The sequence below is a fragment of the Pseudovibrio sp. W64 genome, from assembly GCF_001623145.1.
Lineage (GTDB): Bacteria > Pseudomonadota > Alphaproteobacteria > Rhizobiales > Stappiaceae > Pseudovibrio.
This window is the reverse complement of the sequence record NZ_LMCI01000002.1, coordinates 175,265-200,778: the sequence shown is the minus strand read 5'-3', so window position 1 is coordinate 200,778 and position 25,514 is coordinate 175,265. Positions and strand designations below refer to the sequence as shown.

21 protein-coding genes are annotated in these 25,514 nt (G+C 50.3%); 9 read left to right on the top strand and 12 right to left on the bottom strand.

The genetic code is table 11. From position 1 onward, the window contains the following. Positions 1 to 46 precede the first annotated feature (46 nt). A complete protein-coding gene (gene fbaA, locus PsW64_RS01735; RefSeq protein ID WP_063302485.1) occupies positions 47 to 1,117 on the bottom strand; it encodes a class II fructose-bisphosphate aldolase in 1,071 nt (356 codons plus the stop codon). A 279-nt stretch (positions 1,118 to 1,396) separates the two neighbouring features. Beyond that, complete coding sequence (locus tag PsW64_RS01730) at positions 1,397 to 2,212, bottom strand: (Fe-S)-binding protein (protein ID WP_063302484.1); 816 nt, start codon at positions 2,210 to 2,212, stop codon at positions 1,397 to 1,399. A gap of 214 nt (positions 2,213 to 2,426) precedes the next feature. Between PsW64_RS01730 and PsW64_RS01725 the strand changes: the two genes are divergently transcribed. The 3 genes from PsW64_RS01725 to PsW64_RS01715 all read left to right on the top strand — a co-directional run bounded on the left by PsW64_RS01725 (position 2,427) and on the right by PsW64_RS01715 (position 4,679). Continuing rightward, on the top strand, positions 2,427 to 3,203 hold the full coding sequence (locus PsW64_RS01725; protein ID WP_063302483.1) for a glycoside hydrolase family 16 protein: 777 nt from the start codon (positions 2,427 to 2,429) through the stop codon (positions 3,201 to 3,203). A gap of 193 nt (positions 3,204 to 3,396) precedes the next feature. Then, positions 3,397 to 4,053: an oxygen-insensitive NAD(P)H-dependent nitroreductase NfsB gene (locus tag PsW64_RS01720; protein ID WP_057463849.1), complete on the top strand. Its 657-nt coding sequence runs from the start codon at positions 3,397 to 3,399 to the stop codon at positions 4,051 to 4,053. A gap of 185 nt (positions 4,054 to 4,238) precedes the next feature. Further along, positions 4,239 to 4,679 carry a GNAT family N-acetyltransferase gene (locus tag PsW64_RS01715; protein ID WP_057463751.1) on the top strand — a complete coding sequence of 147 codons (441 nt, stop codon included), beginning with the start codon at positions 4,239 to 4,241 and terminating at the stop codon, positions 4,677 to 4,679. A 77-nt stretch (positions 4,680 to 4,756) separates the two neighbouring features. Here PsW64_RS01715 and PsW64_RS01710 read toward each other — a convergent pair whose 3' ends face one another. Beyond that, positions 4,757 to 5,155, bottom strand: a complete 399-nt coding sequence (locus PsW64_RS01710; protein WP_057463750.1) for a c-type cytochrome — start codon at positions 5,153 to 5,155, stop codon at positions 4,757 to 4,759. 340 nt (positions 5,156 to 5,495) lie between these two features. Here PsW64_RS01710 and PsW64_RS01705 point away from each other — a divergent pair, with 340 nt between their 5' ends. From PsW64_RS01705 to glcF, 3 genes are read left to right on the top strand one after another with little or no spacing between them, the layout of a single operon-like run. Continuing rightward, positions 5,496 to 6,992 carry an FAD-linked oxidase C-terminal domain-containing protein gene (locus tag PsW64_RS01705; protein WP_063302482.1) on the top strand — a complete coding sequence of 499 codons (1,497 nt, stop codon included), beginning with the start codon at positions 5,496 to 5,498 and terminating at the stop codon, positions 6,990 to 6,992. 35 nt (positions 6,993 to 7,027) lie between these two features. After that, positions 7,028 to 8,227, top strand: coding sequence for a glycolate oxidase subunit GlcE (gene glcE, locus PsW64_RS01700; protein ID WP_063302481.1), 1,200 nt, complete (start codon positions 7,028 to 7,030; stop codon positions 8,225 to 8,227). A gap of 3 nt (positions 8,228 to 8,230) precedes the next feature. Continuing rightward, complete coding sequence (gene glcF / locus PsW64_RS01695) at positions 8,231 to 9,541, top strand: glycolate oxidase subunit GlcF (protein ID WP_063302480.1); 1,311 nt, start codon at positions 8,231 to 8,233, stop codon at positions 9,539 to 9,541. Positions 9,542 to 9,594: 53 nt separating this feature from the next. Here the strand turns inward: glcF and PsW64_RS01690 are convergent, their stop codons facing one another. The 3 genes from PsW64_RS01690 to PsW64_RS01680 all read right to left on the bottom strand — a co-directional run bounded on the left by PsW64_RS01690 (position 9,595) and on the right by PsW64_RS01680 (position 12,146). Further along, entirely contained in the window at positions 9,595 to 10,095 is a 501-nt protein-coding gene (locus PsW64_RS01690) for a PEGA domain-containing protein (RefSeq protein ID WP_057463746.1), read from the bottom strand. 362 nt (positions 10,096 to 10,457) lie between these two features. Continuing rightward, positions 10,458 to 11,228: a hypothetical protein gene (locus tag PsW64_RS01685; RefSeq protein ID WP_063302479.1), complete on the bottom strand. Its 771-nt coding sequence runs from the start codon at positions 11,226 to 11,228 to the stop codon at positions 10,458 to 10,460. Between the two features lie 207 nt (positions 11,229 to 11,435). Next, entirely contained in the window at positions 11,436 to 12,146 is a 711-nt protein-coding gene (locus PsW64_RS01680; RefSeq protein ID WP_063302478.1) for a L,D-transpeptidase, read from the bottom strand. 448 nt (positions 12,147 to 12,594) lie between these two features. On the opposite strand from PsW64_RS01680, the gene PsW64_RS01675 reads away from it, so the two are divergent. Beyond that, positions 12,595 to 13,344 (top strand): protein phosphatase CheZ, encoded by a 750-nt coding sequence (locus PsW64_RS01675; protein WP_063287144.1) that lies wholly within the window; start codon positions 12,595 to 12,597, stop codon positions 13,342 to 13,344. 155 nt (positions 13,345 to 13,499) lie between these two features. Next, the gene (locus PsW64_RS01670; RefSeq protein ID WP_082830984.1) at positions 13,500 to 14,156 is read left to right on the top strand and encodes a DNA-3-methyladenine glycosylase I; all 657 of its coding nucleotides are present in this window, start codon (positions 13,500 to 13,502) and stop codon (positions 14,154 to 14,156) included. 82 nt (positions 14,157 to 14,238) lie between these two features. Here PsW64_RS01670 and PsW64_RS01665 read toward each other — a convergent pair whose 3' ends face one another. The 6 genes from PsW64_RS01665 to hisS all read right to left on the bottom strand — a co-directional run bounded on the left by PsW64_RS01665 (position 14,239) and on the right by hisS (position 24,025). Beyond that, on the bottom strand, positions 14,239 to 15,072 hold the full coding sequence (locus tag PsW64_RS01665; protein WP_208980506.1) for a GNAT family N-acetyltransferase: 834 nt from the start codon (positions 15,070 to 15,072) through the stop codon (positions 14,239 to 14,241). 210 nt (positions 15,073 to 15,282) lie between these two features. Continuing rightward, entirely contained in the window at positions 15,283 to 16,680 is a 1,398-nt protein-coding gene (locus tag PsW64_RS01660; RefSeq protein ID WP_063302477.1) for a calcium-binding protein, read from the bottom strand. 314 nt (positions 16,681 to 16,994) lie between these two features. After that, positions 16,995 to 20,159 carry a calcium-binding protein gene (locus tag PsW64_RS01655; RefSeq protein WP_063302476.1) on the bottom strand — a complete coding sequence of 1,055 codons (3,165 nt, stop codon included), beginning with the start codon at positions 20,157 to 20,159 and terminating at the stop codon, positions 16,995 to 16,997. Positions 20,160 to 20,416: 257 nt separating this feature from the next. Further along, a complete protein-coding gene (gene hisG / locus PsW64_RS01650; protein ID WP_063295452.1) occupies positions 20,417 to 21,382 on the bottom strand; it encodes an ATP phosphoribosyltransferase in 966 nt (321 codons plus the stop codon). Next, on the bottom strand, positions 21,382 to 22,503 hold the full coding sequence (locus tag PsW64_RS01645) for an ATP phosphoribosyltransferase regulatory subunit (protein ID WP_082830979.1): 1,122 nt from the start codon (positions 22,501 to 22,503) through the stop codon (positions 21,382 to 21,384). The genes hisG and PsW64_RS01645 overlap by 1 nt, the downstream gene beginning before the upstream one ends. A 1-nt stretch (position 22,504) precedes the next feature. Beyond that, positions 22,505 to 24,025: a histidine--tRNA ligase gene (gene hisS, locus PsW64_RS01640; RefSeq protein WP_063302475.1), complete on the bottom strand. Its 1,521-nt coding sequence runs from the start codon at positions 24,023 to 24,025 to the stop codon at positions 22,505 to 22,507. A 260-nt stretch (positions 24,026 to 24,285) separates the two neighbouring features. Between hisS and PsW64_RS01635 the strand changes: the two genes are divergently transcribed. Continuing rightward, on the top strand, positions 24,286 to 25,434 hold the full coding sequence (locus tag PsW64_RS01635) for a glycosyltransferase (RefSeq protein ID WP_063302474.1): 1,149 nt from the start codon (positions 24,286 to 24,288) through the stop codon (positions 25,432 to 25,434). Positions 25,435 to 25,514 lie beyond the last annotated feature (80 nt).

Here is a 25,514-nt window from a genome sequence, read left to right as displayed (position 1 = left end):
CCGATGCAAACACACCGGGCTCTTCAATCTTATAAAAGCTACTAGCTTACTGGCACAGGCTCTTGCCAACGCAGTTCAGGTCTTCGCAAGCTTCTTTCAGGCGCTCAACAATGCCCAGCTCACCTTCGCGCAGCCATTTGCGTGGGTCGTAAGCCTTCTTCGTTGGGGCGCCAGTTTCCGGATCGATCTGGTATTTGAAAGCATTTGCGTTTGCTTCCACGTACGCACCAACCTTTTCAGAGAAGGCGAACTGTGTATCGGTGTCGATGTTCATCTTGAACACGCCGTAGTTCAGGCTCTCTGTGATCTTAGATTTCTCAGAACCGGACCCACCGTGGAACACAAGCGCCAGCGGGTTTGTACCAAGGCTGTGAGTTTCGCTGACCAGTTTCTGGCTTTCACGCAGAATCTCAGGGCGCAGCTTCACGTTGCCCGGCTTGTAAACGCCGTGCACGTTACCGAAGGATGCAGCAACGGAGAAGTGGCCAAGCGGGTTCAGACGGTCATAAGCCTGCAGAACGTCTTCAGGCTGGGTGTAAAGCTTTGGATTGTCAGCTCCGATATCATCATCAGAACCGATGCCGTCTTCTTCACCACCAGTCACACCCAGCTCAATCTCAAGGCTCATTTCCAGCGGAGCCATCATCTTCAGCAGGCGTTCGCTTTCAGATAGGTTGAACTCGATGTCTTCTGCAGAAAGATCCAGCATGTGAGAGGAGAACAGTGGCTTGCCGTTTGCCTTGTAGAATGCTTCACCGTGTTTGATGAGCTCTTCCAGCCAAGGGATCAGGCTCTTGTCTGCATGGTCGGTGTGCAACACAACGCCAACACCGTAATGCTCTGCCAGAAGGTGCACGTGCTGAGCTGCAGCAACTGCGCCAAGCACTTTTGCCTGGAAGCTGTCCTTGATGCCTTTACCGGCATAGAACTGCGCACCACCGTTGGAGAGCTGAACGATAATATCTGTATTGTTTGCAGCTGCTGCTTCAAGAACTGCGTTGATGGAGTCCGTTCCAACAACGTTGACCGCAGGCAAGGCGAACTTACCTTCGCGGCATGCTTCAATCAGGGTTTTATAGTCTTCACCAAAGATGACGCCCGGCTTGAGCTTTCCCATTTTTATAGGCTCCTGTGTAACAGCAGATAGGGGAGACAAAGTGCCTCACACTGTGAACTGGCAACAAAGCCGGACCATGGCCTTGGCCAGTTGCCGCGCACACTACTCAGCAATACGCAGAACTACAACATTTGTAAGGGCATTCTGAGGAATTTAATGGATTTAAGAGGCAAATCACTGGCCTTAAGCAGTATTTCCCGTCATGCAGAATTTGTGTTTTTCACAAGCAGCACCGGGAACCACAATCCCTGCGCAAGGTTCGGTGACGACCTAGGGGAATCAGAGGATGGACTGACCTGCCATCACACGGGCACTCAAGCCAATCGGCATGGATTGAGTATCACCCGCCAGAACCTCCAAAACAGGTCTGAGTTCAATAGCTGACCCATAGCGGCGCAAATGGGTGGAAAGCTCCATCAGGAGCGCCAGATCTGTCGAGACAAGCGTACCAGCCCCACAGGAGCGCACCGCATGCAGCAAGCCGCTCAAATCACCTGGACCCAGTTCAGGGGAGATCGTTCCCTCTGGAGCGCCTTTGACCTGGGAAGCGCAGATCTGCGGCAGGTCAACAACGCCCACTTGCTCCATCTGACCCAGCAGAGTGCGGGAAGCGACCTGACTGCCAAATAGATTTGGCGCGTCTGACACATCCAGAAACGCGACCTTACCTGCAAAGCCTTGCAAGCTCTGCCCAAACTCCGGCGCAGCCAGCAACAGATCAGAGACTTCAAAACACTTACGCGTAAACTTGGCGGTGATCTTCATGAGTTCTTCAGACTGCTCGGAAAGCAGCGGCGCGTAGGCCCGTTCAAACACCTTGGCACAAAAAGGAGAAAGCACAGCCACATAGTCATAATGACCAAACTGAGAAATCACCTCCTTCGCCATATCTCGCGCATCCTCCAGCTCATTGGAACGCAGCGACACAAGCCCGCAACAACTCTGAATGCTGGGCGCTTCAACCTCATAACCAGCTCTGTCGAGCAAATGAACTGCAGCTTTTATGAGAGACGGGCGAAAGAGATTGGTAGTGCAGGAAACAAACAATCCGACCCGGGCATCCTTCTTGAATTTGGGGCGTCTTGGTCGGGCCATAAGAGGAGAAGTCCTGCAGTTTCTGAGCAATGCATAAATGAAATCGCTACAACCTGCCTGCCACAATTCAAAGGGGACTTCAATGCTTAAAAGGATTGCTTAGGTTTGGGAAACCACCCTAAATTTACTATCAGCCGTATGGCACGTCGGGTAAGCTCTAAGACCACAATTTTGCATCAGCAATTTCAATTATTCATTATGTGAAGGCATCTGAATGGTCCTCCAGTCGAACTCTAAGCTTATCTTTGAAGATAATTTTGATGGTCCTGCTCTCGATATAAACAAATGGTTGCCCAACTACCTCCCTCACTGGAGTTCCTTGGAGTTATCTGCGGCGAGTTATGAGATAAAGGACAAAATGCTTCGTTTGTTCATCTCTGAAAATCAGCAATGCTGGTCGCCAGAATTTGATGGAGAAAACAAGGTATCGGGAATCCAGACTGGGCATTTTGCAGGACCTCTCAATAGCCCTCATGGGCAACACAGGTTCCGTGATGGGCTTTCTGTAAAGTCTGAGGTTCCTGAAATGCAGTTGTTCTTGCCGCAATATTGTAGGTTGGACATACGTGTTCGTGCAAAATTGAAACCATGGAATTTAGCAGCGCTTTGGCTGATCGGTTTTGAAGATCAGCCGGATCATTCCGGAGAAATTACAGTTTTTGAGATTTTTGGCAGGAGTGCGACTGCAAATGAAGCTCAAGTCGGGCGTGGAATAAAACGTATTAACGATCCTCTCCTCAAAGATGAATTTGACGACAGCATTTTACCCTTGGATGTTACTGACTGGCACGTCTATTCGAAGGACTGGTCTCCAAGTCAGATTGATTTCTTCGCTGATGGCGAACTGGTTACAACAACCTCTCAATCTCCAAATTATCCGATGCAGCTCATGTTGAACTTTTATGAGTTCCCTCACCGTGCCCCAAAGACACCAGAACAAGATGCCTGGATGGAAGTAGACTTCATTCGATGCTTTGCGCAATCAGAATAATATCCACGCTTCTGATCTTGATAGGAGGAAGGTAGCGCCTCGGCTAAGTGGAATAACTTTATCGGATGTCGGACACGGAGCTTGCAGTATACATTTTGTGCCTATGTGCATTTTCTGTGCGTACTTGCTAAGAAAAAACTAATGGTTATCTTCCGGTCAGAACATCACTTAAATAAGAAACTGGAAAATGAGCATGAACCTGAAAGACGTCGCGCTGAGCCGCTATTCCACCAAGGAATTTGATCCATCAAAGCAGATTTCCGCAGAGCAGTTTGATCATATTAAATCCCTGCTTCGCTTCAGCCCATCAAGTGTGAACTCACAACCTTGGCACTTTATCATTGCAGACACCCCAGAAGGACGTGAGCGCGTTTCAAAGGGAACGCAGGGCATGTTCTCCTTCAATAACGGCAAGGTGCTCAACTCCTCCCACGTCGTCGTCTTTTGCGTAAGAACGGACATCTCTGATGAATATCTGGACCGCCTGCTGGAAGCCGAAGAACAAGACAAACGCTTCGCTGACCCGGCTGTAAAAGAGACAGTCAAAGCAGGCCGTGCCACCTTTGTGGGTATTCATCGCGACCAGCTCAAAGACGCTGACCATTGGATGGAAAAACAGGTCTACCTCAACATGGGAACCATCCTGCTGGGCGCAGGCGCGCTGGGCATTGATGCTGTGCCGATTGAAGGCGTAGACGTTGACGCGCTTAACGAAGAGTTTGGCCTTCAGAAAAAAGGCTACCGCGCAGTTGCTCTGATTGCCCTCGGCCACCGTCACGAAAGCGACTTCAACGCCGCCCTCCCCAAATCCCGCCTCCCGGAAGGCGAGATTTTCACAGAACTTTCTTAATCAGCTTTACAGTCGACGCCAAAAGGGGATGCCTAGTGCATCCCCTTTTACATGAAATGACTGAGTTTTATTCTGCATTTTGACTGTACTAAACTACGATCAAAAGCGGGCGCACAAAGTCACCTCAATTGCCTGCCATCAAAAGATGAGGGAATCGAAAAACATGTATACTTAGAAAGAGTTGAATGATGATCAGACCGTATCGGGACGCGGACCTTCCAGCTGTGCTAGACATTTACGCAAAGTCCAAACTTGATGAGTTTGCCTATGAAGATAAGCAGTTTGAATTACTCCCGCTTGATCAGGACCCCAAGCGGTATACGAGTCTAATCACGTCGCAAATCTCAGTTTATGAAGAAGAGAAAATGCTGGCTTATGCAGCTCAGGACGGAGCTGATCTCAGGTCATTGTTCGTCCACCCGCAAGGCAGAGGCAAGGGTATCGGTAGAACGCTCATGCAACACATGCTGGATAGGGCTGAGGGGGAGGCCACACTTTACGTCGCCAAATCCAACCTGCCGGCCAAGCGGCTCTATGAGCAATTTGGTTTTGTCATTACCAGCGAGTTCATGACCGACTATAACGGCATCCCGATCCTTGCAAACAAGATGGTGCGTAAGGCTTAAGCCACTCACCAACATACCAGCAATAAAAAAGGGCCGCAGAACTGCGACCCCCGATCTTTAGAATCTCTGGAATCCAATTATTTCTTGGAGCCGTCTTTATTGAACTGAGCGAGGTACGCAATAACGTCCTGACGCTGAGTTTCTTTCTTAAGACCAGCGAAAGCCATCTTACCTTTCGGGATAACTTTCTTCGGTTTTGTAAGGTATGCGTCCAGGGTAGCGGCGTCCCAAGCTTTACCTTCTTCTTTACCTGCCAGAAGAGGCTTGGAATACTTGTAGCCTTCGACTTCACCCCAACCAGCATCGATGATGCCGTTGAGTTTAGGTCCTACCTTGTTCTTGGCTTTTTCACCAACAGCATGACAAGCCTTACATTTTTTGAAAACTTTTGCGCCCTTAGCAACATCGCCTTCAGCGAATGCCGCACCGGAACTCAACAGCAATGCAAGCGCTGCAACGACGCCAAACTGCTTCATATTTTATCCTTCCCACTATATCCTAAGAAATAACCGCGAATAGAGAACAACATAGTCTAACTCATGGGGTAGTTCCCACAGATTCGACGTTACCTTCGTATATATTGTTACGGCATATTGTCGCGGACGGAATTGATCATAAGCATAAACGACTGAAAATAACTTGCTTTGAGTCAAACTCACCAAAAACTGAAGCCGTTGTTTTGTGGGCGACAATAGACTTAATGCGGCTTTTATCTTTGCAAAAATTATGAGAGTCTCAGCTATTGTATTCAGTAAGTACGGTTGGGTTGGTGGCTTGGAAATATAGTTTCAAATCACAACTCAGGAGGGAGGCCTGATGGCAGCGATCGCAATGCCAAAACCGTCACAGGAAACACTAAAAAAGCGCTCCAAAATCGTTGCTGATTTGCAAAAAATCGTGCGTGGAGAAGGTGTTATCTGCGATGAAATCGAGATGCGTCCTTATGAGACGGATGCCTTGACGGCATACCGCCAGCTGCCGCTTGTGGTGGTCTTGCCTGAGACCGTAGATCAGGTCTCGCAAGTGCTCAAGTACTGCTATGACAATGATGTAAAAGTGGTGCCTCGTGGTGCCGGAACTTCCCTATCTGGCGGTGCATTGCCGTTGGAAGACGGCGTTTTGCTGTCCATGATGAAATTTAATCGGATTTTGGAAATAGATCTGGAAAACCGGGCAGTTGTGACCCAGCCGGGTGTAACCAACCTGGGGATTACGACGGCTGTACAGCAGGATGGCTTCTATTATGCTCCTGATCCGTCCTCCCAAATCGCCTGTTCCATTGGCGGTAATATCGCAGAAAACTCCGGCGGCGTGCACTCCCTCAAATACGGTTTGACCACCAACAACCTGTTGGGACTGGAAATTGTCCTTATCACCGGAGAGGTGATCCGCCTCGGCGGCAAACATCTGGATTCTGAGGCCTACGACTTGATGGCCCTGCTCACAGGGTCCGAAGGATTGCTTGCAGTTGTCACTGAAGTCACTGTCCGCGTTCTACAAAAACCGGAAACAGCCCGTGCCGCACTCATCGGCTTCCCAACCTCAGAGGAAGCTGGCAAGTGCGTTGCTGAAATCATCGGAGTAGGTATCATCCCCGGTGGCATGGAGCTCATGGACAAGCTCGCAATTGATGCTGCCGAGGACTTCGTACATGCCGGATATCCGTTGGATGTTGACGCCCTCATGATCGTGGAACTGGACGGCCCTGAAGCTGAAGTCGATGATTTGCTCAAGCGCGTCAGTGCAATCGCAGAAAAGAACGGCTCATCTTACCTGCGCGTCTCTCAGTCAGAAGAAGAACGCAATACATTCTGGGCAGGGCGTAAGGCTGCGTTTCCGGCGGTAGGCCGCATCTCGCCGGACTATTTGTGCATGGATGGCACCATTCCGCGCGCAGCTTTGCCACAAGTCCTGCAGGAAATGCAGGAGCTGAGCGAAAAACACGGGTTACGCGTCGCTAACGTGTTCCACGCAGGTGACGGAAACTTGCATCCACTCATCCTTTATGATGCCAACAAGCCGGGTGAACTGGCCGCAGCTGAAGCCTTTGGAGCAGACATCCTGCGCCTTTGCGTAAAAGTAGGCGGCGTCCTCACAGGGGAACATGGTGTCGGCATTGAGAAACGCGATCTCATGCCGGAAATGTACTCTGAGGATGACCTGAAACAGCAGCAACGCGTGAAGTGTGCGTTTGATGAAAAGCAGCTTCTCAATCCGGGCAAGATGTTCCCGGTCCTGCACCGTTGTGCAGAACTCGGCTTCATGCACGTTCATCAGGGCCAACTGCCATTCCCGGATATTCCACGCTTTTAGAGCGTGATCCTAAGACAAGAGAACAGGACGAAACCATGGGAGAGGGTTTCCACCCAACAACAGCTGATGAGCTGGAGGCGGTCGTCAAATGGGCCGCCGCCGAGCGAACTCCGCTGGAAGTAATCGGCAGCGGCTCCAAGCGTAACTGGGGCAGGGCGGTGCAGTCCGCGCATACTTTGCGCACTGACGGCATCACCGGCGTGATCGACTACGAACCGGCAGAACTTGTGCTCACGGTCAAGGCGGGCACACCACTGCAAGACGTTCAAGCTCTCTTAAAAGAGCACAATCAGGAACTCCCCTTTGAACCAGCAGACCTAAGTGCAGTTCTGGGTGGCCCAAATCAGGCAGGCACCATTGGCGGTGTGCTGGCAACAAACCTGTCTGGTCCGCGTCGTCTCAAAGCGGGTGCAGCACGCGATCATGTACTTGGTCTGGAAGCTGTTTCTGGCCGTGGCGAGATGTTCAAAGCAGGCGGACGCGTGGTGAAGAACGTGACGGGTTATGATCTGTCCCGGGGCTTCTGCTCCTCATGGGGTACTCTTGCTGTTGCCACCAGCTTTTCCATCAAAGTTCTCCCACGAGCAGCCAAAGAATGCACCTTCGTATTGCTGGGCCTGACACCGCAAGAAGCATCCAGTGCCATGTCAGAAGCTATGGGGTCTTCCGCAGAGGTTTCATCCGCAGCTCATCTGCCAAAAGGCTTCTGCCCGCTCTCACAAGAACACTCCATCACTTTGCTCAGATTGGAAGGCATTCCAGTTTCCATCGACTATCGCTTGAACAAACTGCGCAGCATCCTGAAGCGCTTTCCATCGCAAGAGCTTATCGAAGGTCAGGCCTCCCGCAAAACATGGGGTGATCTACGTGACCTCATTCCGTTCGCCGGAAGTGACAAGTCGCTCTGGAAGCTCTCAGTAAGCCCGACTGCTGGTCAACAGATGATTGCTGAGCTGGAAAAGCGCTTTGCAATCCGCTGGATGATGGACTGGGCAGGTGGTCTGGTCTGGGTGGAGATGCAAGGTGAAGAGCCTCACGATGTCCCGCTCCGCCGGCTTATAGCTGAAAACGGTGGTGGTCACGCTACGCTCCTGCGCGCAAGTGCTGAGCTGCGTACGAGCGTGGATGTGTTCCAGCCCTTGCCGGAGACATTAATGGGGCTTTCTAAGCGCTTGAAAGCTCAGTTTGATCCGCACAACATACTCAACCCGGGCCGAATGTACGCGGGGATCTAGGTCATGCAAACCAACTTCACACCAGAGCAACTCAAAGACAGCGCCACAGCAGTTTCCGAACAGATCCTGCGCAAATGCGTGCACTGCGGATTTTGTACCGCAACGTGCCCAACCTTCGCGCTGCTGGGAGATGAGCTGGACAGTCCACGTGGTCGCATCTACCTCATCAAAGAGATGCTGGAAAATGACCGCCCTGCAGATGCCAAAACCGTCAAGCATATCGACCGCTGCCTGTCCTGTTTGTCTTGCATGACCACATGCCCTTCGGGTGTGAATTACATGCATCTTGTAGATCACGCTCGCATTCATATTGAACGCACCTACAAGCGGCCGTTGCAAGACCGGATACTCAGAGCAGTGCTACAGGCCATTCTGCCCAAACCGGGCCGTTTCCGCCTGGCCATCGCAGCCGCCTTCTATGGTCGCCCACTTGCAGGGCTTATGAAGAAATGCGGCGGTACGCTTGCTAAACTGGGTACCCTTCTGGCGCTGGCTCCAACCAAATCTGCAATGCCCTCCCAGTTCGCAGGACAGGAAACCATTGCGCCGAGAGTGCAGAAGAAGGGCCGAGTCGCTATCCTGAAAGGTTGCGCACAAAGTGTCCTTGCCCCGTCCATCAATGATGCAGCGACCCGTTTACTTACCCGCATCGGCTATGAAGTGGTCTTCCCGAAAGGCGAGGGCTGTTGTGGTGCGCTCGTTCATCATATGGGCAAGGAAGAAGCCTCTAACGAACAGGCCAAAGCCAACATTGATGCATGGGTGAGAGAGATGGATGGTGAGGGGCTCGATGCCGTCATCATCACCGCGTCAGGCTGCGGGACCACCATCAAAGATTATGGCTTCATGCTGCGCGATGACCCGCAATATGCGGCGAAAGCTCAACAAATCTCGCAGATGTCCAAGGATATTGTTGAGTTTCTGATTGAACAGGACTTAGGCGAAGCACAGCCGCACGAAAAGCTGACCATCACCTACCACTCTGCCTGCTCCATGCAGCATGGCCAGAAGATCACTTGGCAACCGAAGAAGCTGCTGCAAAATGCTGGCTTTACAGTCAAAGAACCTCTGGAAGGGCACCTCTGCTGTGGCTCGGCTGGTACCTACAACATCATGCAGCCCAAAATTGCCACTGCTCTGCGAGACCGCAAAGTAAGCAATCTGGAAGCAACCCAGCCAGACCTTGTCGCCACCGGCAACATCGGCTGCATCACCCAAATCTCCAGCGGCACCCAAATCCCGGTCATCCATAGCATCGAGCTTCTGGATTGGGCCTATGGCGGTCCAAAGCCGATGCTGCTGGATAAGGCGTAAGTATGCTGCTTTACACAAATCCCTCTCAAATAAGATTGAGAGGGATTCGGAGGTTATACGCCGCCTCCACGACGCATAACATTCTCCTGATGAGCTTTCTCATCATCAGCATATTGCTTCCGAATATGTGAGAGATCGCCGACAGGTGTATTAGGGTTTGCTGGGTTTGTTGGCTTAAGCTCAACGAGAACTGGGTTCGGCTTGTGATTGAGCATCGCACCGGTATACGCGTCCACACCTACGCCAATCACACCTCCGATCAGGGCATTGCCTGCCATAGCTGCTGCACCGCTTCCTGCAACTTCAGTGGTGACATGTACTTTCTGCGTTTTATAACCTTCTTTGGAAACGGTGACGTTGAACTTTTCTTTGCGTGAAACCTTGAGTGTACAAGGCGAGGAACTGCAGGTCATCCCTATGTCCGTCGAGATCTGTGCATCCTCTGGAGAGGTATAGATTTTGACTTTTTCACTCATACCGCGTGTGACACTGGCGCACCCTGAAAGGACAAAACCTGCTGAAATAAATGACGCAAACAAAAATGTAGTCTTCATCTCAAAATTCCCGCCTTAGAAAACTGAACCGATACCCTCGGCATCGTGGGGGACATGCAACGGTGAAAAATTTGATTCCCAATGCATTTATGAGTTTGATTTTGTGCCTTTCGCAGCTTCAGGCAATTCCTGAAAATGAATATGTTAAACTGATGGTTTTAGGGGTAAAAATCTATTGAGTTCAAACCCACCCTCAATCTCGTAGATTAATTGCAGAACGGCTCAAACACTGACAGTCTAAAACCCCAAAGCTGCGCGAGCTTAATTGAGATCGACATCCAAAATGCAGGCGTACTGCAGTTCATCCAAACGCAGACTAATTGGTTGATGTGAGGAGTGAGCTACACGATGCCTTCTGCTATTTACTCAGCGAGAACATGCCCATCGGAGTGAATTTTGCAGCTGACTTTCCCGCCAAGTTCACCTTCTATTTGTCGTAGCTCCGCTGCAATTTCTGGTGGGATCTGATCTTCGTCAATCGTTGGAGGCGGAACAGCGACGACTTGGGTATGCCAATCTCCGGCAAACACCAAGCCAGTCTCATGCGCAAGCAACAACAAGCTCAGCATACTGGCGAAACAGCCAAGCAGGATGGCTGCAAGCGTATACCGGTTGAGTGATGGTCCTTGGTCTTTCAGACAATCCTCCAGAACACCGCGGATCTGGGTGATGTCTTCAGAGTTCAAAGGCTCATCCAGCAGCTCAATGGGTGAGCGTTCCTCGCTCGTGTGTTGTGAGGGAGAGGTGTTGCTCTCTTCATCAGCTCCGTCAATAACGGGTCGTAGACGCTCAAAAACAGGTACATAGCCCATGTCTGGCAACCGGATCTGCATGTGATGCACATCAGGGTGTGCGTCGTTGTAACCACGCAGAAGAGACCGCAAGCGCGAGATGTTGACTCGCACAATCGGGTTTTCACGCGGATTAAACCCTTCAGGCAAATTGAAGACCCTCTGTCCAATAACTTGCTCTTTGAGGTCTTCTTCCTGTTTGGAGAGTTTACGCTCGACGAGAAACGTCAGGAGGGCGGTTAGTTTGGGGCTTCGCCTGAAGTTGGGGCTGGACAAAATACTGGAAAGAGTTGCAACCACTTCGTCCTTGCTGATGACTAGTCCATTCTTCTTGGCACACATACGCGGCACTCCCAAAACACACAGATGTGGCCTGGGGGAAAAGTCCCTCAATCAGATGGTCAGCAACGGCACATTCACACAATAAGCCTGTTTAAAGACAGACCTTTATTTTTTGATGCTTTGCCGTTGTCTGGGGTGCGGCAAGCAACTTGAAGTTGTTGCCTTATCATAGGTTCCTGTACCCAAGATTGCAACAAACGTGCATGCCTAGCGCACATAGACCTTTGCGCCAACCGGAACCATATTATACAGCTCCGCCACATCTTCGTTTCTCATACGAATACAGCCGGAAGAAACCGCTTGGCCAATCGTCCATGGTTCATTGGACCCATGAATACGGTAAAGCGTTGAACCCAGATAAAGTGCACGCGCGCCCAATGGGTTACGCGGTCCGCCCGGCATGTAACGGGGAAGGCTTGGTTGCCGTTTCAGCATCTCAGCAGGTGGCCTCCAGTCTGGCCACTCGCGCTTGCGGGTGACTTTGTGAACGCCAGCCCATTCAAAACCTGGACGGCCAACGCCCACGCCATAACGGCGGGCCTTGCCATTGCTTTGCACCAGGTAAAGATATCGTGAAGTCGTATCGATCACGACAGATCCTGGTGAATAGGAGGTGTTGTAGCTCACAATTGTCGGTAAGAACTGTTTGGGAATACGGCGGTCATACCGCTTTGATGTCGTACGCGGCCGTCTTGCTTGTTTTGCAGATCCACGAAGGTTCTGGACAGCCTTGGCTTGGGATCGCGGGATTTGCACAACCCACGGATTTGCAAGATCAGGGCTAAGGACAAGTGGAGGTGCAGAGGCGCGCGGCTTGTACTCTGCTTGCGCAGCAGTACCAAACGCACAAACTAAGCTACCTACGCCGAACAAAGTAACAAACCAGTTTGCTTTGCTTTTTGCCGTTGCTCCAAACATTCCACACTCCTCTGGACCTTGCCAATGACCCGATGTCCTCGGGAAAACTAGGAGTTGCAGTTCTAATAATCGTTAAAATTATCAATGTAATTAATGCTAGTTCAAACTAAGGTTAACCAATTGTTACTGGGTTATGCGGCCAATCGTCGAATTTATCCTTAAAAATCAATGCTGATAAATCTAAGGTAATAATTAACACTCTAAGAAGTATGTGAGTAGTGACCGGCGTGCAGGAGTGCGAATCGTGCCCATCTTACTTATGGGTGCATGGACGCGTCTTGTGACCGGGATTGCTATTTAAAACCTGTAATTGAGAGCCTGTCTTCGTAAGCCTGTGCCAGTTTGCGAAGAAAGGGCGGAAAACAAAAGAGGGCGCATCGCCGGACAGGAGTAGCGACGGTGTGGTCCTCATTAGGAAGCGTATTGGCTTCATGAGTTCGGGGTTGGGATGTCAGTTGTAAGAAAAACCTTTCGTGCAGAGGCTCAGTTCGGAGTGCGTAGCAAACGCACCGAAGTAAGCACTCCGATTCAGGACAATGGTGAAGAGTTGCGTCACCAGCAGATCATGGAAGAAATTGCCAGCTTGAAAGAGTTGGTGGGATCTCCGGCAACTGACCCACAAGAACTGTCCCGACGCGTCGCAGAAGAACTGCGTGAGGAAATCGGCGAGGCCGCAAAGCTCAAGGGTGAGCTGGATGCGATTTATCAGGCAATCGCTGAAACCAAGAATGAAATTGCTGCTCTTCACAACAAGGCCAGCGTCGACAATGACGAGCGTGGCCGCGTGACATTGGAGCTGGGTGCGATTGTATCCGGCACCGAAGGGGCGACAGAGCAAATCCTGACCGCAGCTGAGGTCATCGACCAGAGCGCAGCAACGGTCATGCCAATGGTCCCAAGTGAGCATGAAGGCCTTGTCACTGATATTCATGAGCAAGTGGTGTCGATCTTTGAAGCCTGTAACTTCCAGGATCTGACTGGCCAGCGCATCAGCAAGGTGGTGAACACCTTGTCATTCGTCGAAGAGCGCATCATTCGCATGATTGAGATATGGGGCGGTATTGAAAGCTTCAAGGAGATCAGTGATCGTATTGCTTCTGATAAAGAGGGCGATGATTCCGCACTGCTTCATGGTCCGGCTTTGGATGTGGAAGCTGGTACCGTGACACAGGATGATATTGACGCTTTGTTCGATTGATCTGTCTGAAAAGTGAATTGCAGATGGCTTGCTATTTTGGCAAGCCAATGCTTTATAAGAGAACATAACATAAACATTTTGAGCGGGTTAGTGAGACTGACTGATGGTCGTCCAACAAGAACCTGCAAAGACAATTGACCAAGAAGGGCAAGGCAATGGACCAGAACTCAACACCGATTGCTGAAGGACTGATCCGCGGAGAAGATGGCAAAGACCGCTGCTGGTGGCATGGGGGAGATCCGTTCTATCAAGCCTATCATGACAATGAGTGGGGGCATCCGGTCACCAACGACATCCGCCTCTTTGAAAAGATCTGCCTCGAAGGTTTCCAGTCCGGCCTGTCCTGGATCACTATCCTGCGCAAACGCGAGAATTTCCGCGCTGGCTTTACAGGTTTTGACTTTGAGAAAGTTGCAAAGTTCACACAAAATGACATCGAACGACTTGTTCAGGATGCCGGCATCATTCGCCACCGCGGCAAGATCAACTCCACCATCAACAACGCCAATCGTGCACTAGAAATGCGTGAAGAGTTCGGTTCACTCGCAGCTTACTTCTGGAAGTGGGAACCAACTCCGGATCAACGCCCTGAGACCTGTGATTACGCCAACCTGAAGACACTCGGCAAAACCGAAATCTCCACGGCCATTTCCAAAGATCTCAAAAAACGCGGCTGGTCCTTCGTAGGTCCAACCACCGTCTATGCCTTCATGCAAGCCATGGGCATGGTCAACGACCACCTGGAAGGCTGCTGTTGCCGGGACATTGTTGAAGCCAAACGTGAGGCTCTCGTGCGTCCTGTGACGGCCTAGCAAGAGTATTGGTGATGAGGTCTATGAGGTGAGGGGACCACTCACCTCAAACTACTGTTGAAGCTATTCCGTTAAGTCTCAATCATGCAGTGTCAGCGGGGCGCTCAAAGGTGCCTTGAGGCGGAAGGATCGCAAGAACGAGAGTTTCGCGATGCTCGAAGCCGCAACGCCGATAGATCCGCCCTGCAGGACCGTCACTGTGAGCTTGTAAAACAGCTATTGTTTCAGGTGCCTGCGCCTTAGCCCAATCTACCCCAACTGTGACGAGTGCCGCGCATATGCCGTGCTTACGATGGCTGGGGCGTGTCTCAACTTCCTGAAAGCGCGAAACAGCTGCGTCGGCATAGATACCCAGATCAGCAACCAAGAGATCCCCATCAAAGGCGCCAAACCAGTTCGCCAGTCCTGCCTTAATCTGTCTGCGACGGCTCTCAAAACGTTTAGACACGTAAACCCCGAAGCTATCGCGGTCATAACCTTGCTCAACAGCAGTATCGATCTGAAGCGCGATGACTTGCTTCCAGTCCTCTTCGGTCTCGATCGGGCGTATGTTGATCCCATCGGGCGTAGGAGCACGGTTGAGAGGTTGGGTCAGGCTCAGGACATCGATCTGTTCCAGCTCGTATCCAAGCTTGGAGAAGGGGGCGTGCTCTGGCCCGATCTTCATGTCAGGCGTATCCCACCCAAACATCGTATGCGCCGCCTCTGGAAGGTCCTTACGAAACTGCGTGATTTGGTGTTCAGGATCGACCTTATCGCCGCGAAAGAACACCATATTGCCAGCCCAGTAATGAGGCTCATCCGGTATGCGCAGAACAATCCGGTCTGGATGCACTACAACTTCGCTAACGCTCCGTTCCACAAGGAGATCACTGCGTACCCCCAGCGTTTGCGCCAAATCCTGTCCGTTTCCCACGTCGCGTTCCTTAAAATAACTTTTCTATCAATCAGCGCATTGCTATTAAAGAAACCCACCGCGCGCAAGGGAATACCTACCTACATTACGGGTGCCCCAACATCTGTCACCAATTCGCCACCCCTCAAAGCAACTCCCGTGATTTGCGCTATAAAAAAAAGCCCCGGTAAGCAATTGCCGGGGCTTCATAACTGTCGAATTTCTATTCACTTAGACAAATGCAAAGTCATCTGCATGAAGGTCAGCTACAGAAACATTCTGAAGGGTGATTGAAGTGTCATCATTTACGTAGATAACAGTATCCGCACCAACATCACTCGCAGCAGCAAGAACATCTGCAACACTATCGAATGTAGCTGCGAACTGGATCACATCCTCAGAACCGGCACCAGCAGTGAAGTCTGTAATGATGTCGTTGCCGAAATCTGATCTGAAGAAGAACGCATCGTCCCCAGCACCACCTTCAATCACATCATCACCATCTCCTGCAATGACGGTATCATCACCAGCTCCAGCGAAGATGGTGTCATCACCGCCGTATCCATGGATCTTGTTGGCATTAGCATCGCCAGTTAAGTGGTCGCTATGCTTGTCAGTGCCCATAATGTTTTCGATAGAGACATAAACATCTCCTGCTGCATCACCGGTGTTATTGGACTGATCTGTTAGATCCACTGTGACAGCAGAGCTGGACCAACGGTAACGGACAGTATCATTGCCTTCACCACCATCGAGATAGTCGGAACCATCGGCATATGCATTCAGCTCATCGTCTCCCGCACCGCCTTCCAGATGGTCGTTACCGGCTTGAGCAAATAAGTAGTTGTCGTTGTCATCGCCAATCAGAACATCGTCATACCAACTACCAATAATGGCATCAATATTGGTGAGCTGGTCACCTTCAGCAAAACCACCAGTCATCACGCCTGTATCGAGGTTCACTGATACACCTTCAGTTGAAAGAAGGTAGTTCACAATATTATGGCCCTCTTTGCCATCAATTGTGTCTGCTCCAGCACTACCATAGACTTCATCTCTGCCAGTACTACCGATGAAATTATCATCTCCAGCAGTGCCATAATGTTTCGCACGTCCATCTTCTTTAAGTGCGATGTTAGAGAGGGTCGTGCCATCAGCAAACTTAAACTGCATTGATGGAGAGGTATCAAGCGCTCCGTTTCGGATTGTTAGAACATCGGTAATCTCATCGAGCGGTTTATCCGGATTTTCTGGATCAATGAGGTAGATTAAGAGGTCCTGATTTTCAGAACCGCCTGCGACAACTCGAATATGATCCAATGTAATATCTGAGCCAAACTGAACGGTATCATCACCCGAAGTGTCAGCAATAACGTCTTTGTCATAGCCTCTGTCGAAGAAGTAAGTATTGCGCCCGGCACCACCAGACAAAATGTCATCCCCAGTGCCACCATTCAGGTAATCATCACCTTCTCCACCACTTAGGCTGTCATTCCCAGCTTCTCCGTAGAGCCGATCATCGCCTGCAGCAGTTATAATAGTGTCGTTGCCTGCACCGGCTAAAACAAGGTGGTCTTCAGAACTAGTAGTAGTATAGTTCTCATCGCCACTTCCGAGTTGGATATTCATGGCCACAATCCTCGAGTTTCATAAATTTTTATAAATGTGCAGATTGCACGTAATATTTATGCAGCTCATGATTGCGTGTGGCTGACCCAAAGTGAGGTAAGAAATACAAATATTCGGTCTTGTTGGTTCGAAGAAATATTAAAATCCACAATAACTTACAGAGAATTTTCTTTTACAAGGTGCATCGCAATTTAGGATGTAAAGTTTATTCAAAACGGCTGGAGAGGTTTTCGTCATAACTTTCAGTATGTGGTTACGAAAAAGCCCCGGCACGGTAGTGCCGAGGCTTTGAAGTTTAGTGCTATACGCAAAAGTTAAGAAACAAAACTAAAATCATCAGCATGAAGACCAGCAACAACAAAGCCCTGAAGAGTAATAGAGTTGTCTTCATCCAATTGAATGATAGTATTACCTTCTTCATAACGAGCAGCAGCCATCACATCCTCGAAGGTCTCAAATACACCATCTGTGAATTGTATAATGTCGATGTGACCTTGGTTTGCATGAAAATCGATGATTGTATCATTGCCAAAGTTCTCGCCAAAAATGATTGTATCAATGCCATTACCGCAGGTAATAGTATCATCTCCAGTACCACCGGAAATCTGATTTTCACCCTTCACCGCGTCAATAATGTCATCTCCGCCAAAGCCGTTGATGATGTCATCACCATTTGTGCCCCAAAGGATCTCGGCATTATCACTTGCAGTTTCCAGAAGCTTTTTGTGGATGTCTTCCCAGGTCCAGACCGTTCCGTCGAAAAACTGAACTTCGTTGAATAACATCTTTTGACTTGAAGAGAAGAAGGCATCATCCAGACGTAACGTACCACCGTCTGCAAAGGTAAACGTCAGCGAACCACTTACGAGAACTTCGTCAGGAGAGATGGCTGCGTTAAAGATGAGTTTATTGAATGGGCCTGCCTTGCCATTTGCGTAAATAATATCATGACCATCCCCAAGACTATAGTGAACTGTGATATCGCCACCATAGTAGTGAAGGGTGTCATCATCCTTTCCACCTTCAATGTGAGATGCGCCATGGAAGACATAGAGGGTGTCGTTTCCACTGCCGCCTAGCAGCTGAATTGCATGCGGCGAACCGGCATGGAGAGTGTCATTGCCATTCCCACCATCAAGGATATCATCGCCTCCATGAGCTGCTTCGAGCAAATCATCACCATCTCCACCTTTGAGGGTATCATTTCCCTTTCCGCCAATCAGGTGGTCATCTCCGGCACCTCCAATGAGCGTATCGTCACCATCACCACCGTCTAGCAGGTCATTGCCGGTTCTACCTATCAATGTGTCATTGCCAGCTTGCCCGTAGAGACTATCGTCACCTGCGCCAGTTGTAATATAATCATCACCTCCACCAGCGTGAATGATATGGTCGTTTAAGGCATTGGTAGAGAAGTTGTCGACGCTGTCTGGAAATGTAAGTCGGGTAGCAGGTTCACCTTCACCAGCACTGTCTGCAAGCTTCTCGTTGATAACTTCCCAGTTCCAAACAGTGCCATCGGCAAACTGAATTTCACCAAAGGAAAAGTGGTTGGTTGTCTGGTCAAAAGCATTTCCAATCCGGAGTGTTCCACCGTCCTTGAAAGTGAGCAGCACCTGTGTTGTAGAGCCATTTGAATGCGAAACTGTGACTTCATCGGGAGAGATATCTTCGCCAAGTATCAGCTTGTGATTGCCGTTAAAATCACTAGCTCTGATCGGTGCAATGACGTCATTGCCGTCACCCAGGTTGTAGCGGACAGTAAGGTCTGTTCCTGAAAAGGAAACTGTGTCGTCACCAGTACCACCAGTTACATCGGCAGTTCCCGAAAGAACTTGTATAGTATCATCACCGCTGCCACCTAGGATTACATTCCCGTCACTGCTCGCACTGTTGATTACGTCGTCCCCATCACCGCCATCAAGAATATCGTTACCTATTTCGCCGAAAAGTACATCATTGCCATCACCGCCTTCAACGTGATCATCACCTTCTCCACCTTGAAGCTTATCGTTGCCTTCACCGCCAATAATATGGTCATCTCCAGCAAGACCATCAATGTCATCATCGCCGCCAAGGCCATTGATGGTATCATCATTCAGAGTACCATCAAGAATATCCTCTCCATCACTTGCATTCTCGAAGCGCATTTTGTTGAAGCTCTCCCAGTTCCAGATAGTGCCGTCTGAAAAGTGGAACTCGCCAAAAGTGAGGGGATTAGGCCCCAAAAAGAATGCATCTTTGATAAGTATGCTGCCGCCATCTTTGAATGTCAGCAGGAGGTCGAGATCATCCCGCAGGTTGCCATACTTATCTGTGCCTTCTCCCTGACGTGTAATTGTGATGTCAGCAGGAGATATCCCAGAACCAAAAATAACCTTTTGATTATAAGAGGCATCCTCATCTTGGTTGGCATGGATGGTGTCGTTGCCATCGCCAAGGTTATAGCGGAAGGTGGTGGTGCCTTCACCGTAGAAGAACTCATCGTCTCCAGCGCCACCTTCAAGGATATCAAGTCCGTTACCGGCTTTGAGGATATCATTGCCCTTGCCGCCAAGCAGTGTGTCATTCCCGTCGCCGCCGTCCAGGGTGTCATCGCCGCCATAACCCCAGAGTTTGTTATTGCCGACATCACCTGTGATGTGATCGCTGTACTTGTCGCTGCCCATGACGTTTTCAATTGAGACAAAAGTGTCGCCAGCAGCATCGCCCTCATTCTTCGTCTGATCAACAAGATTTACCGTGACGGCAGATGTTGACCAGCGATAGCGTACCGTGTCGTTCCCGCTGCCGCCATCTAGGTAGTTGTCTCCGGAACCATAGGCGTTAAGCCAATCATTACCTGCGCCGCCTTCTAGTCTGTCATTGCCGCCCAGTGCATAGAGACCGTTGTTACCGGCATCGCCGATAATCACATCATCATGTTCTGATCCATAAACAGATCGGATGTTAGAAAGCTGATCTCCTTCAGCGTCACCACCGGAACCTTCTCCGGTAATCAGGTTGACTGTTACACCCTCAGAGGAAACGTTGTATCTGATGGTGTTGTGACCGCCGCCACCATTGATGTTATCAGCTCCGGCGCTGCCATAGATATCTTCGTTAGCATCAGTGCCAACAAAAACATCATCAGTATCTGTTCCAGAAAACCTGATTTGGCCGCTGTTCGATACAGTCAGGTCTGAGAAAGCTGTCCCATCAGCAAACTCAAACCGTTCAATACCGTGATCACCAGCAATCCAGTTATCGAAGTAAAAAACATCAGCAATCTCATTAAGCGGCTGATTTGGATTGGCCGGATCGATAAGATAAAAAACCAGATCGCCACCTTCCAGGCGGATCTTAAAATCACTTAGTGTGAGGTCACCATCAAAACGAATTGTGGTGATATCAGGCGCTCCTCCAAAATAGTCTTTGCCTATTCCACGCTTGAAACCGTAGCTGTTGTCACCTTCAAGAGGCATTTTATCTGCAGCCATCTGTTTTCCTCGAATTTCATAAATATTTAAATATGTGCATTGAGCACATATAAGAAATGCACTTCAAGGTTGTGTCTAGGTGACTCAGGGAAAGAGCCAAATTTACATAAATTGGATGGATGAGTATTTTGATATTACTGTAGATGGTCTGCAGATACACAAAAACGCAGATTTACCGGAAGTAACGCAAATCAACGCAATAAAAAACGCACCCCGGTCAGAGGTGCGTTCAAAAATATTTCTCAGTGGTTTAGGTGTTAGCCTGCGACTTTTTGTGCCAGAGGCTCAAACAGCGGGTTTGCTGTGTGGAACACATACTCCAGTGGTGTCACTGTTACCATTTGTGCTCCTTCTTCGCGCAGCATGTCTGCACATTCAGGCACTCTGGCAGCAGGGCAATGCAGGACTAAAGAAGAACCTTCAATGCCAAACGGAGCAACACACCCAAGAGCGGCAACCTTCTCCAGTACACCGGCAGGGTTTGCGACAACAGTACGCATCTCTTTGAAATTGTGAGCGTTATCCTGCGCCGTGATCCGATCCAGCATCAAACGAGCAGCCTGCAAAGCACTCTCATTCCAGTTGGCTGTTCTGGACGCCACCAGGTGTGCCTGAGACCTGGCGATCACACCGTCCTCGGGGATTTTCAGATTGTTGGCTTTCAGCGTGGAGCCAGTCGAGGTGATGTCCACCACCAGCTCAGCAGAACCAGCAGCAGGTGCTCCTTCAGTTGCTCCAGCACTCTCAACAATGCGGTAATCCGCAATGCCTTTTTCCGCAAAGAACTGTCGAGTATGGTTTACATACTTAGTCGCAATGCGCAGGCGGCGACCATGCCGGGCCCGAAAATCAGAAGCAACATCAGCAAGATCGGACATAGTGGACACATCAATCCAAGCCGTTGGCACCGCAATCACAACGTCCGCATGACCAAAGCCAAGTGCGGTGATGATATGCGTCTTTTCCTCGGGGCGATCGATGTTCTCGTTGACCAGATCCGTGCCTGTAATGCCAAAGTGAACCGTACCAGCAGCAATCTCTCGCGCGATCTCAGAGGCCGAAAGGAAAGCGATCTCAACGCCATCCACGCCCTTCAAGGTTCCGCGGTAATTGCGATCACCACCCGGACGCTTCACCTTCAAACCGGCACGCGCAAAAAACGCGTGGGTCATTTCCTGAAGGCGGCCTTTGGACGGTATCGCAAGAATAAGATTAGAGCTCATCAGCTTGCTCCCTCAAAAGCGCGGTCCAGCCAGATTGTAAAGCCAACAGCAGGAACAGTACTTGGCGCACCAAGACGTTCCACCAGCTTGTTGTAGCGACCACCACCGATCACTTGTCCAAGATGCTCACTGGATTCATGATGAATTTCAAAGACAAAGTCGGTGTAGTAATCGAGGCGGCGACCGAAATCACCGGAGTACTCCAGCTTTGAAATGTCAATACCACGCGCTGCCATCAGGTCGGTACGCTTCGCCAGACGCTCAATAGAGGCATCCAGATTAAGCCCGGTCTCTTTGGCGAACCCATGCAAGGTCTCAACCGCTTTCGCAGGTGGCGGACCAGACACGTTGAGATACTCGCTCAATCGCGAGATCACATCCTTGTCCACGCCTGATCCAGCAGAAAGGGCGGCTTGCTCCATGAAGCGCTCAGCAATTTCGTGAGCTGTACGTCCACCAACTGCAGAAATACCCGCAAGTGAAAGCACATCTTCAACAACAGCCACAGCAGCTTCTGGGTCACGTCCTTCAAGTGCTGCAAGAAAGCCCAGCTTCGCATCCGGCTTAGCTTCAACACCACTCATTCGGGTGATAACCTGATCCAGCCGATCACGCTCACCAAACACATCACGCAGACGACGCTGCCAAACTTTTGGAATCTCAAGAGCTTGCAGAACAGCTGTAAACAGGCCTTCATCACCCACTCGAATGCGAGGGGAGGACAGGCCAAGCTTATCAGCAGTCTCTAGAGCAAGCGCCAGCATATCCGCATCAGCTTGTTCTTCATCCTCGCGGCCAATGGATTCAACACCGGCCTGCATGGTTTCACCCAGTTGCCCAGGTCGATGTCGGAAAACTTGCCCAACATAGGAGAATGCCGCAGTACGTCCGGCGATACCTGTTTCCAGATAATGTCGGGCAATCGGAATGGTAAAATCTGGACGCAAGCAAAGCTCTTGTCCATCTTCCCCTGTAGTCAGGAAAAGGCGCCGCCGGAGATCTTCGCCAGCCAGATCTAAAAAGATATCGGCTGGCTGTAAGATTGGCGGGGTTGCCTCTTCATAACCTGCATCCCGAAAAAGCTGGCTCAAAGCCAAGCTGCGGTTATCCCCCAAGGTCATATTAGTTCTCGCTTTGGTTTTTGCGATCGTCTTCCTGTGCGGCCAGAAGCTTTTTCACTTCTGCAACAAGATCATCCCGTTTCACAGCAAACTGTGCAGGACGGCTCTCACGCCAGGTTTTGTTATCTTCAATCTCGGCAGAAAGACGTTTGCCTTCAATGAGATCTTTGATTTGAATTTCGCCTTCTTCACGCTCTTGCGAGCCTTGAATGATGGCACAAGGTGAGTTGCGGCGGTCAGCGTACTGAAGCTGCTTGCCAAACTGCTTTGGGTTGCCCTGATACATTTCTGAGCGGATACCAGCAGTGCGAAGCTCCTGAACCATGGCTTGGTAATGTGCAAGGGAGTCAACGTCCTTGTCCATCACACATACAACCACTGGGCCTGCAACTTCTTCCTGCCCAAGCTTGCCGAGCATAGTGAGTGCTGACATCAGACGGGAAACACCAACAGAGAAGCCGGTAGAAGGCACAGGCTGGCTCATGAAGCGGGAAACAAGACCGTCATAACGGCCACCACCACCAACAGAGCCAAAGCGCACTGGACGGCCTTTTTCGTCTTTTACTTCAAAGGTCAGTTCAGCTTCATAAACAGGCCCGGTGTAGTATTCCAAACCACGCACAACGGATGGATCAATCAGAACACGGCCATCAGTGTAGCCTGCTGCATCAAACAGCTTGCCCATGGTTGCCAGTTCTTCAACGCCTTCCGCACCAGTTTTGCTGTCTGCGATCAAACCGCGAAGGTTCTCGATGGTCTGGTCGGTGGTCTCGCCACCAGCTTCCACAAAGGCAAGAACCTTTTCCGCTTCCGTTTCGCCAAGGCCAGCACCCTTGGTAAAGTCGCCGGAAGCATCTTTACGGCCTTCACCCAAAAGCAGCTTCACGCCTTCAACACCAAGACGATCCAGTTTATCGACAGCACGTAGAACGGTCAGACGGGTATCAGCGTGTTCGTCACCGGAAAGGCCGATCACTTCCATCACACCGTCCAGAACCTTGCGGTTGTTCACGCGGATCACATAGTCACCACGAGCAATGCCGAGGCGCTCCATCGTGTCGGATGCCATCATGCAGATTTCAGCATCAGCAGAAACGGAAGGTGCACCAATCGTATCTGCATCAAACTGCATAAACTGGCGGAAACGACCCGGTCCAGGCTTCTCATTCCGGAACACATAACCCGCGCGGTAGCTGCGGTAAGGCTTTGGCAGGCTTTCGAAATTCTCGGCCACATGACGGGCGAGGGGCGCGGTCAGGTCGTACCGCAGGCTCATCCATTGCTCGTCATCATCTTGTAGCGAAAACACACCAGCGTTCGGACGGTCCTGATCTGGCAAGAACTTGCCAAGAGCATCAGTGTACTCGAACATTGGAGTTTCCACGGGCTCAAAGCCGTAAAGCTCATAAGTCTGCTTGATAACGGAGAGCATCTGCTCCATCGCCTGCAGTTCAGCTGGACCGCGATCTACAAATCCACGCGGTAAACGAGCTTTGAGCTTGGCACTTTTCTTTTTTGCCATGAGGCCGTCTCATCCATGAAATAAAAGGGTTGTTGCAAACGCTTCCCGCAATAAGTCCCCAGAACGCACCAAGGGAAGCATGCTGTTGTCAGTCTCCTAGCCCATTGAGCAGGGGAGGGCAAGGCGCGAAGCGGGTGCAATCCGGCGCAAATTTCCCAATCAATACTTGCAATAGCGTCAAGAGAAGCTAAGGTCGCCCCAAAAAATGGAAGGACCATTCCCTTACGCATGCAAAGGAAGGTCTGCACACTGGAGAAATCATGGTGTCAAACACCAACTACGAACCAACTGAAATCAGCAAATCCGAAGGTCGCGTTACAGGTCCAGCAGAGTTAACTGTTGTATTGCCGACTTATAACGAAAGCAAAAACGTTCCCATCGTGGTTGAGCTGCTGGATAAAGCGCTCGCTGGTGTAGTTTGGGAAGTTATTGTTGTTGATGATAATTCTCCAGATGGAACCTCTAAAGTCACTGCTGACATTGCGCAGCAAGACCCTCGTGTTCGCATTGTTCAGCGTATTGGTCGTCGTGGTTTGTCCGGCGCATGCATTGAAGGCATGCTGGCCTCCAGCTCCAAATTTGTAGCTGTGATGGATGCTGACCTTCAGCACGATGAGAGCCTGTTGCCCAAGATGCTCGAAGCACTTCGTTCTGAAAGCTACGACATCTGCGTTGCCTCCCGCCATGTGGAAGGTGGGGATGTTGGGACGGGTTTGTCCTCAATTCGTGCATGGGGCTCCAATCTTGCCAACAATCTGGCACGTAAGTTTCTTAAAGTGGAACTGTCCGACCCGATGAGCGGCTTCTTCATGCTGCGTCGTGACAGGTTTGTTGAGCTCGCTCCGCGTTTGTCGTCCCAAGGCTTCAAAATCATGCTCGATATTGTCGCCAGCGGAAAAGGCGCTCTGCGTGTGAAAGAACTGCCTTTCGTTTTTCGTGAGCGTCAGCATGGTGAAAGTAAGCTCGATACACTAGTGACCATGGATTACCTCGGCCTGCTGGTTTCCAAAATCTTCGATGACAAGATTTCAGTCCGTTTTCTTATGTACTCCATGGTTGGTGGAACAGGTGTCGTCGTTCACCTCATCGCACTGAAGATCTTCCTTGCTGCCTTCGGCATGCCATTTGGCCTCTCGCAATTGGTTGCAACCTTTGTGGCCATGTCCTCGAACTTTTTCCTCAACAACCGCCTGACCTATCGCGACCGTCGTTTGACAGGGCTTGCGTGGATCAAAGGTCTGCTCACATTCTATGTGATCTGTAGCTTTGGCATTTTGGCAAACGTTGGTGTGGCAGAGTTGATCTATACGAACAAACCAATCTGGTGGTTTGCTGGTGCTGCTGGTGCCGTTATGGGCGCGGTTTGGAACTACGTTGTTTCCAACGCTCTGACATGGCGCAAAGGCTAAAGCGTTTCTTCGAATAGTGAGAGCCGCTTTTCACAGGAAGAAACGCAGGAAACCAAAGTTAAAGCACTTTGAGGAAAGCA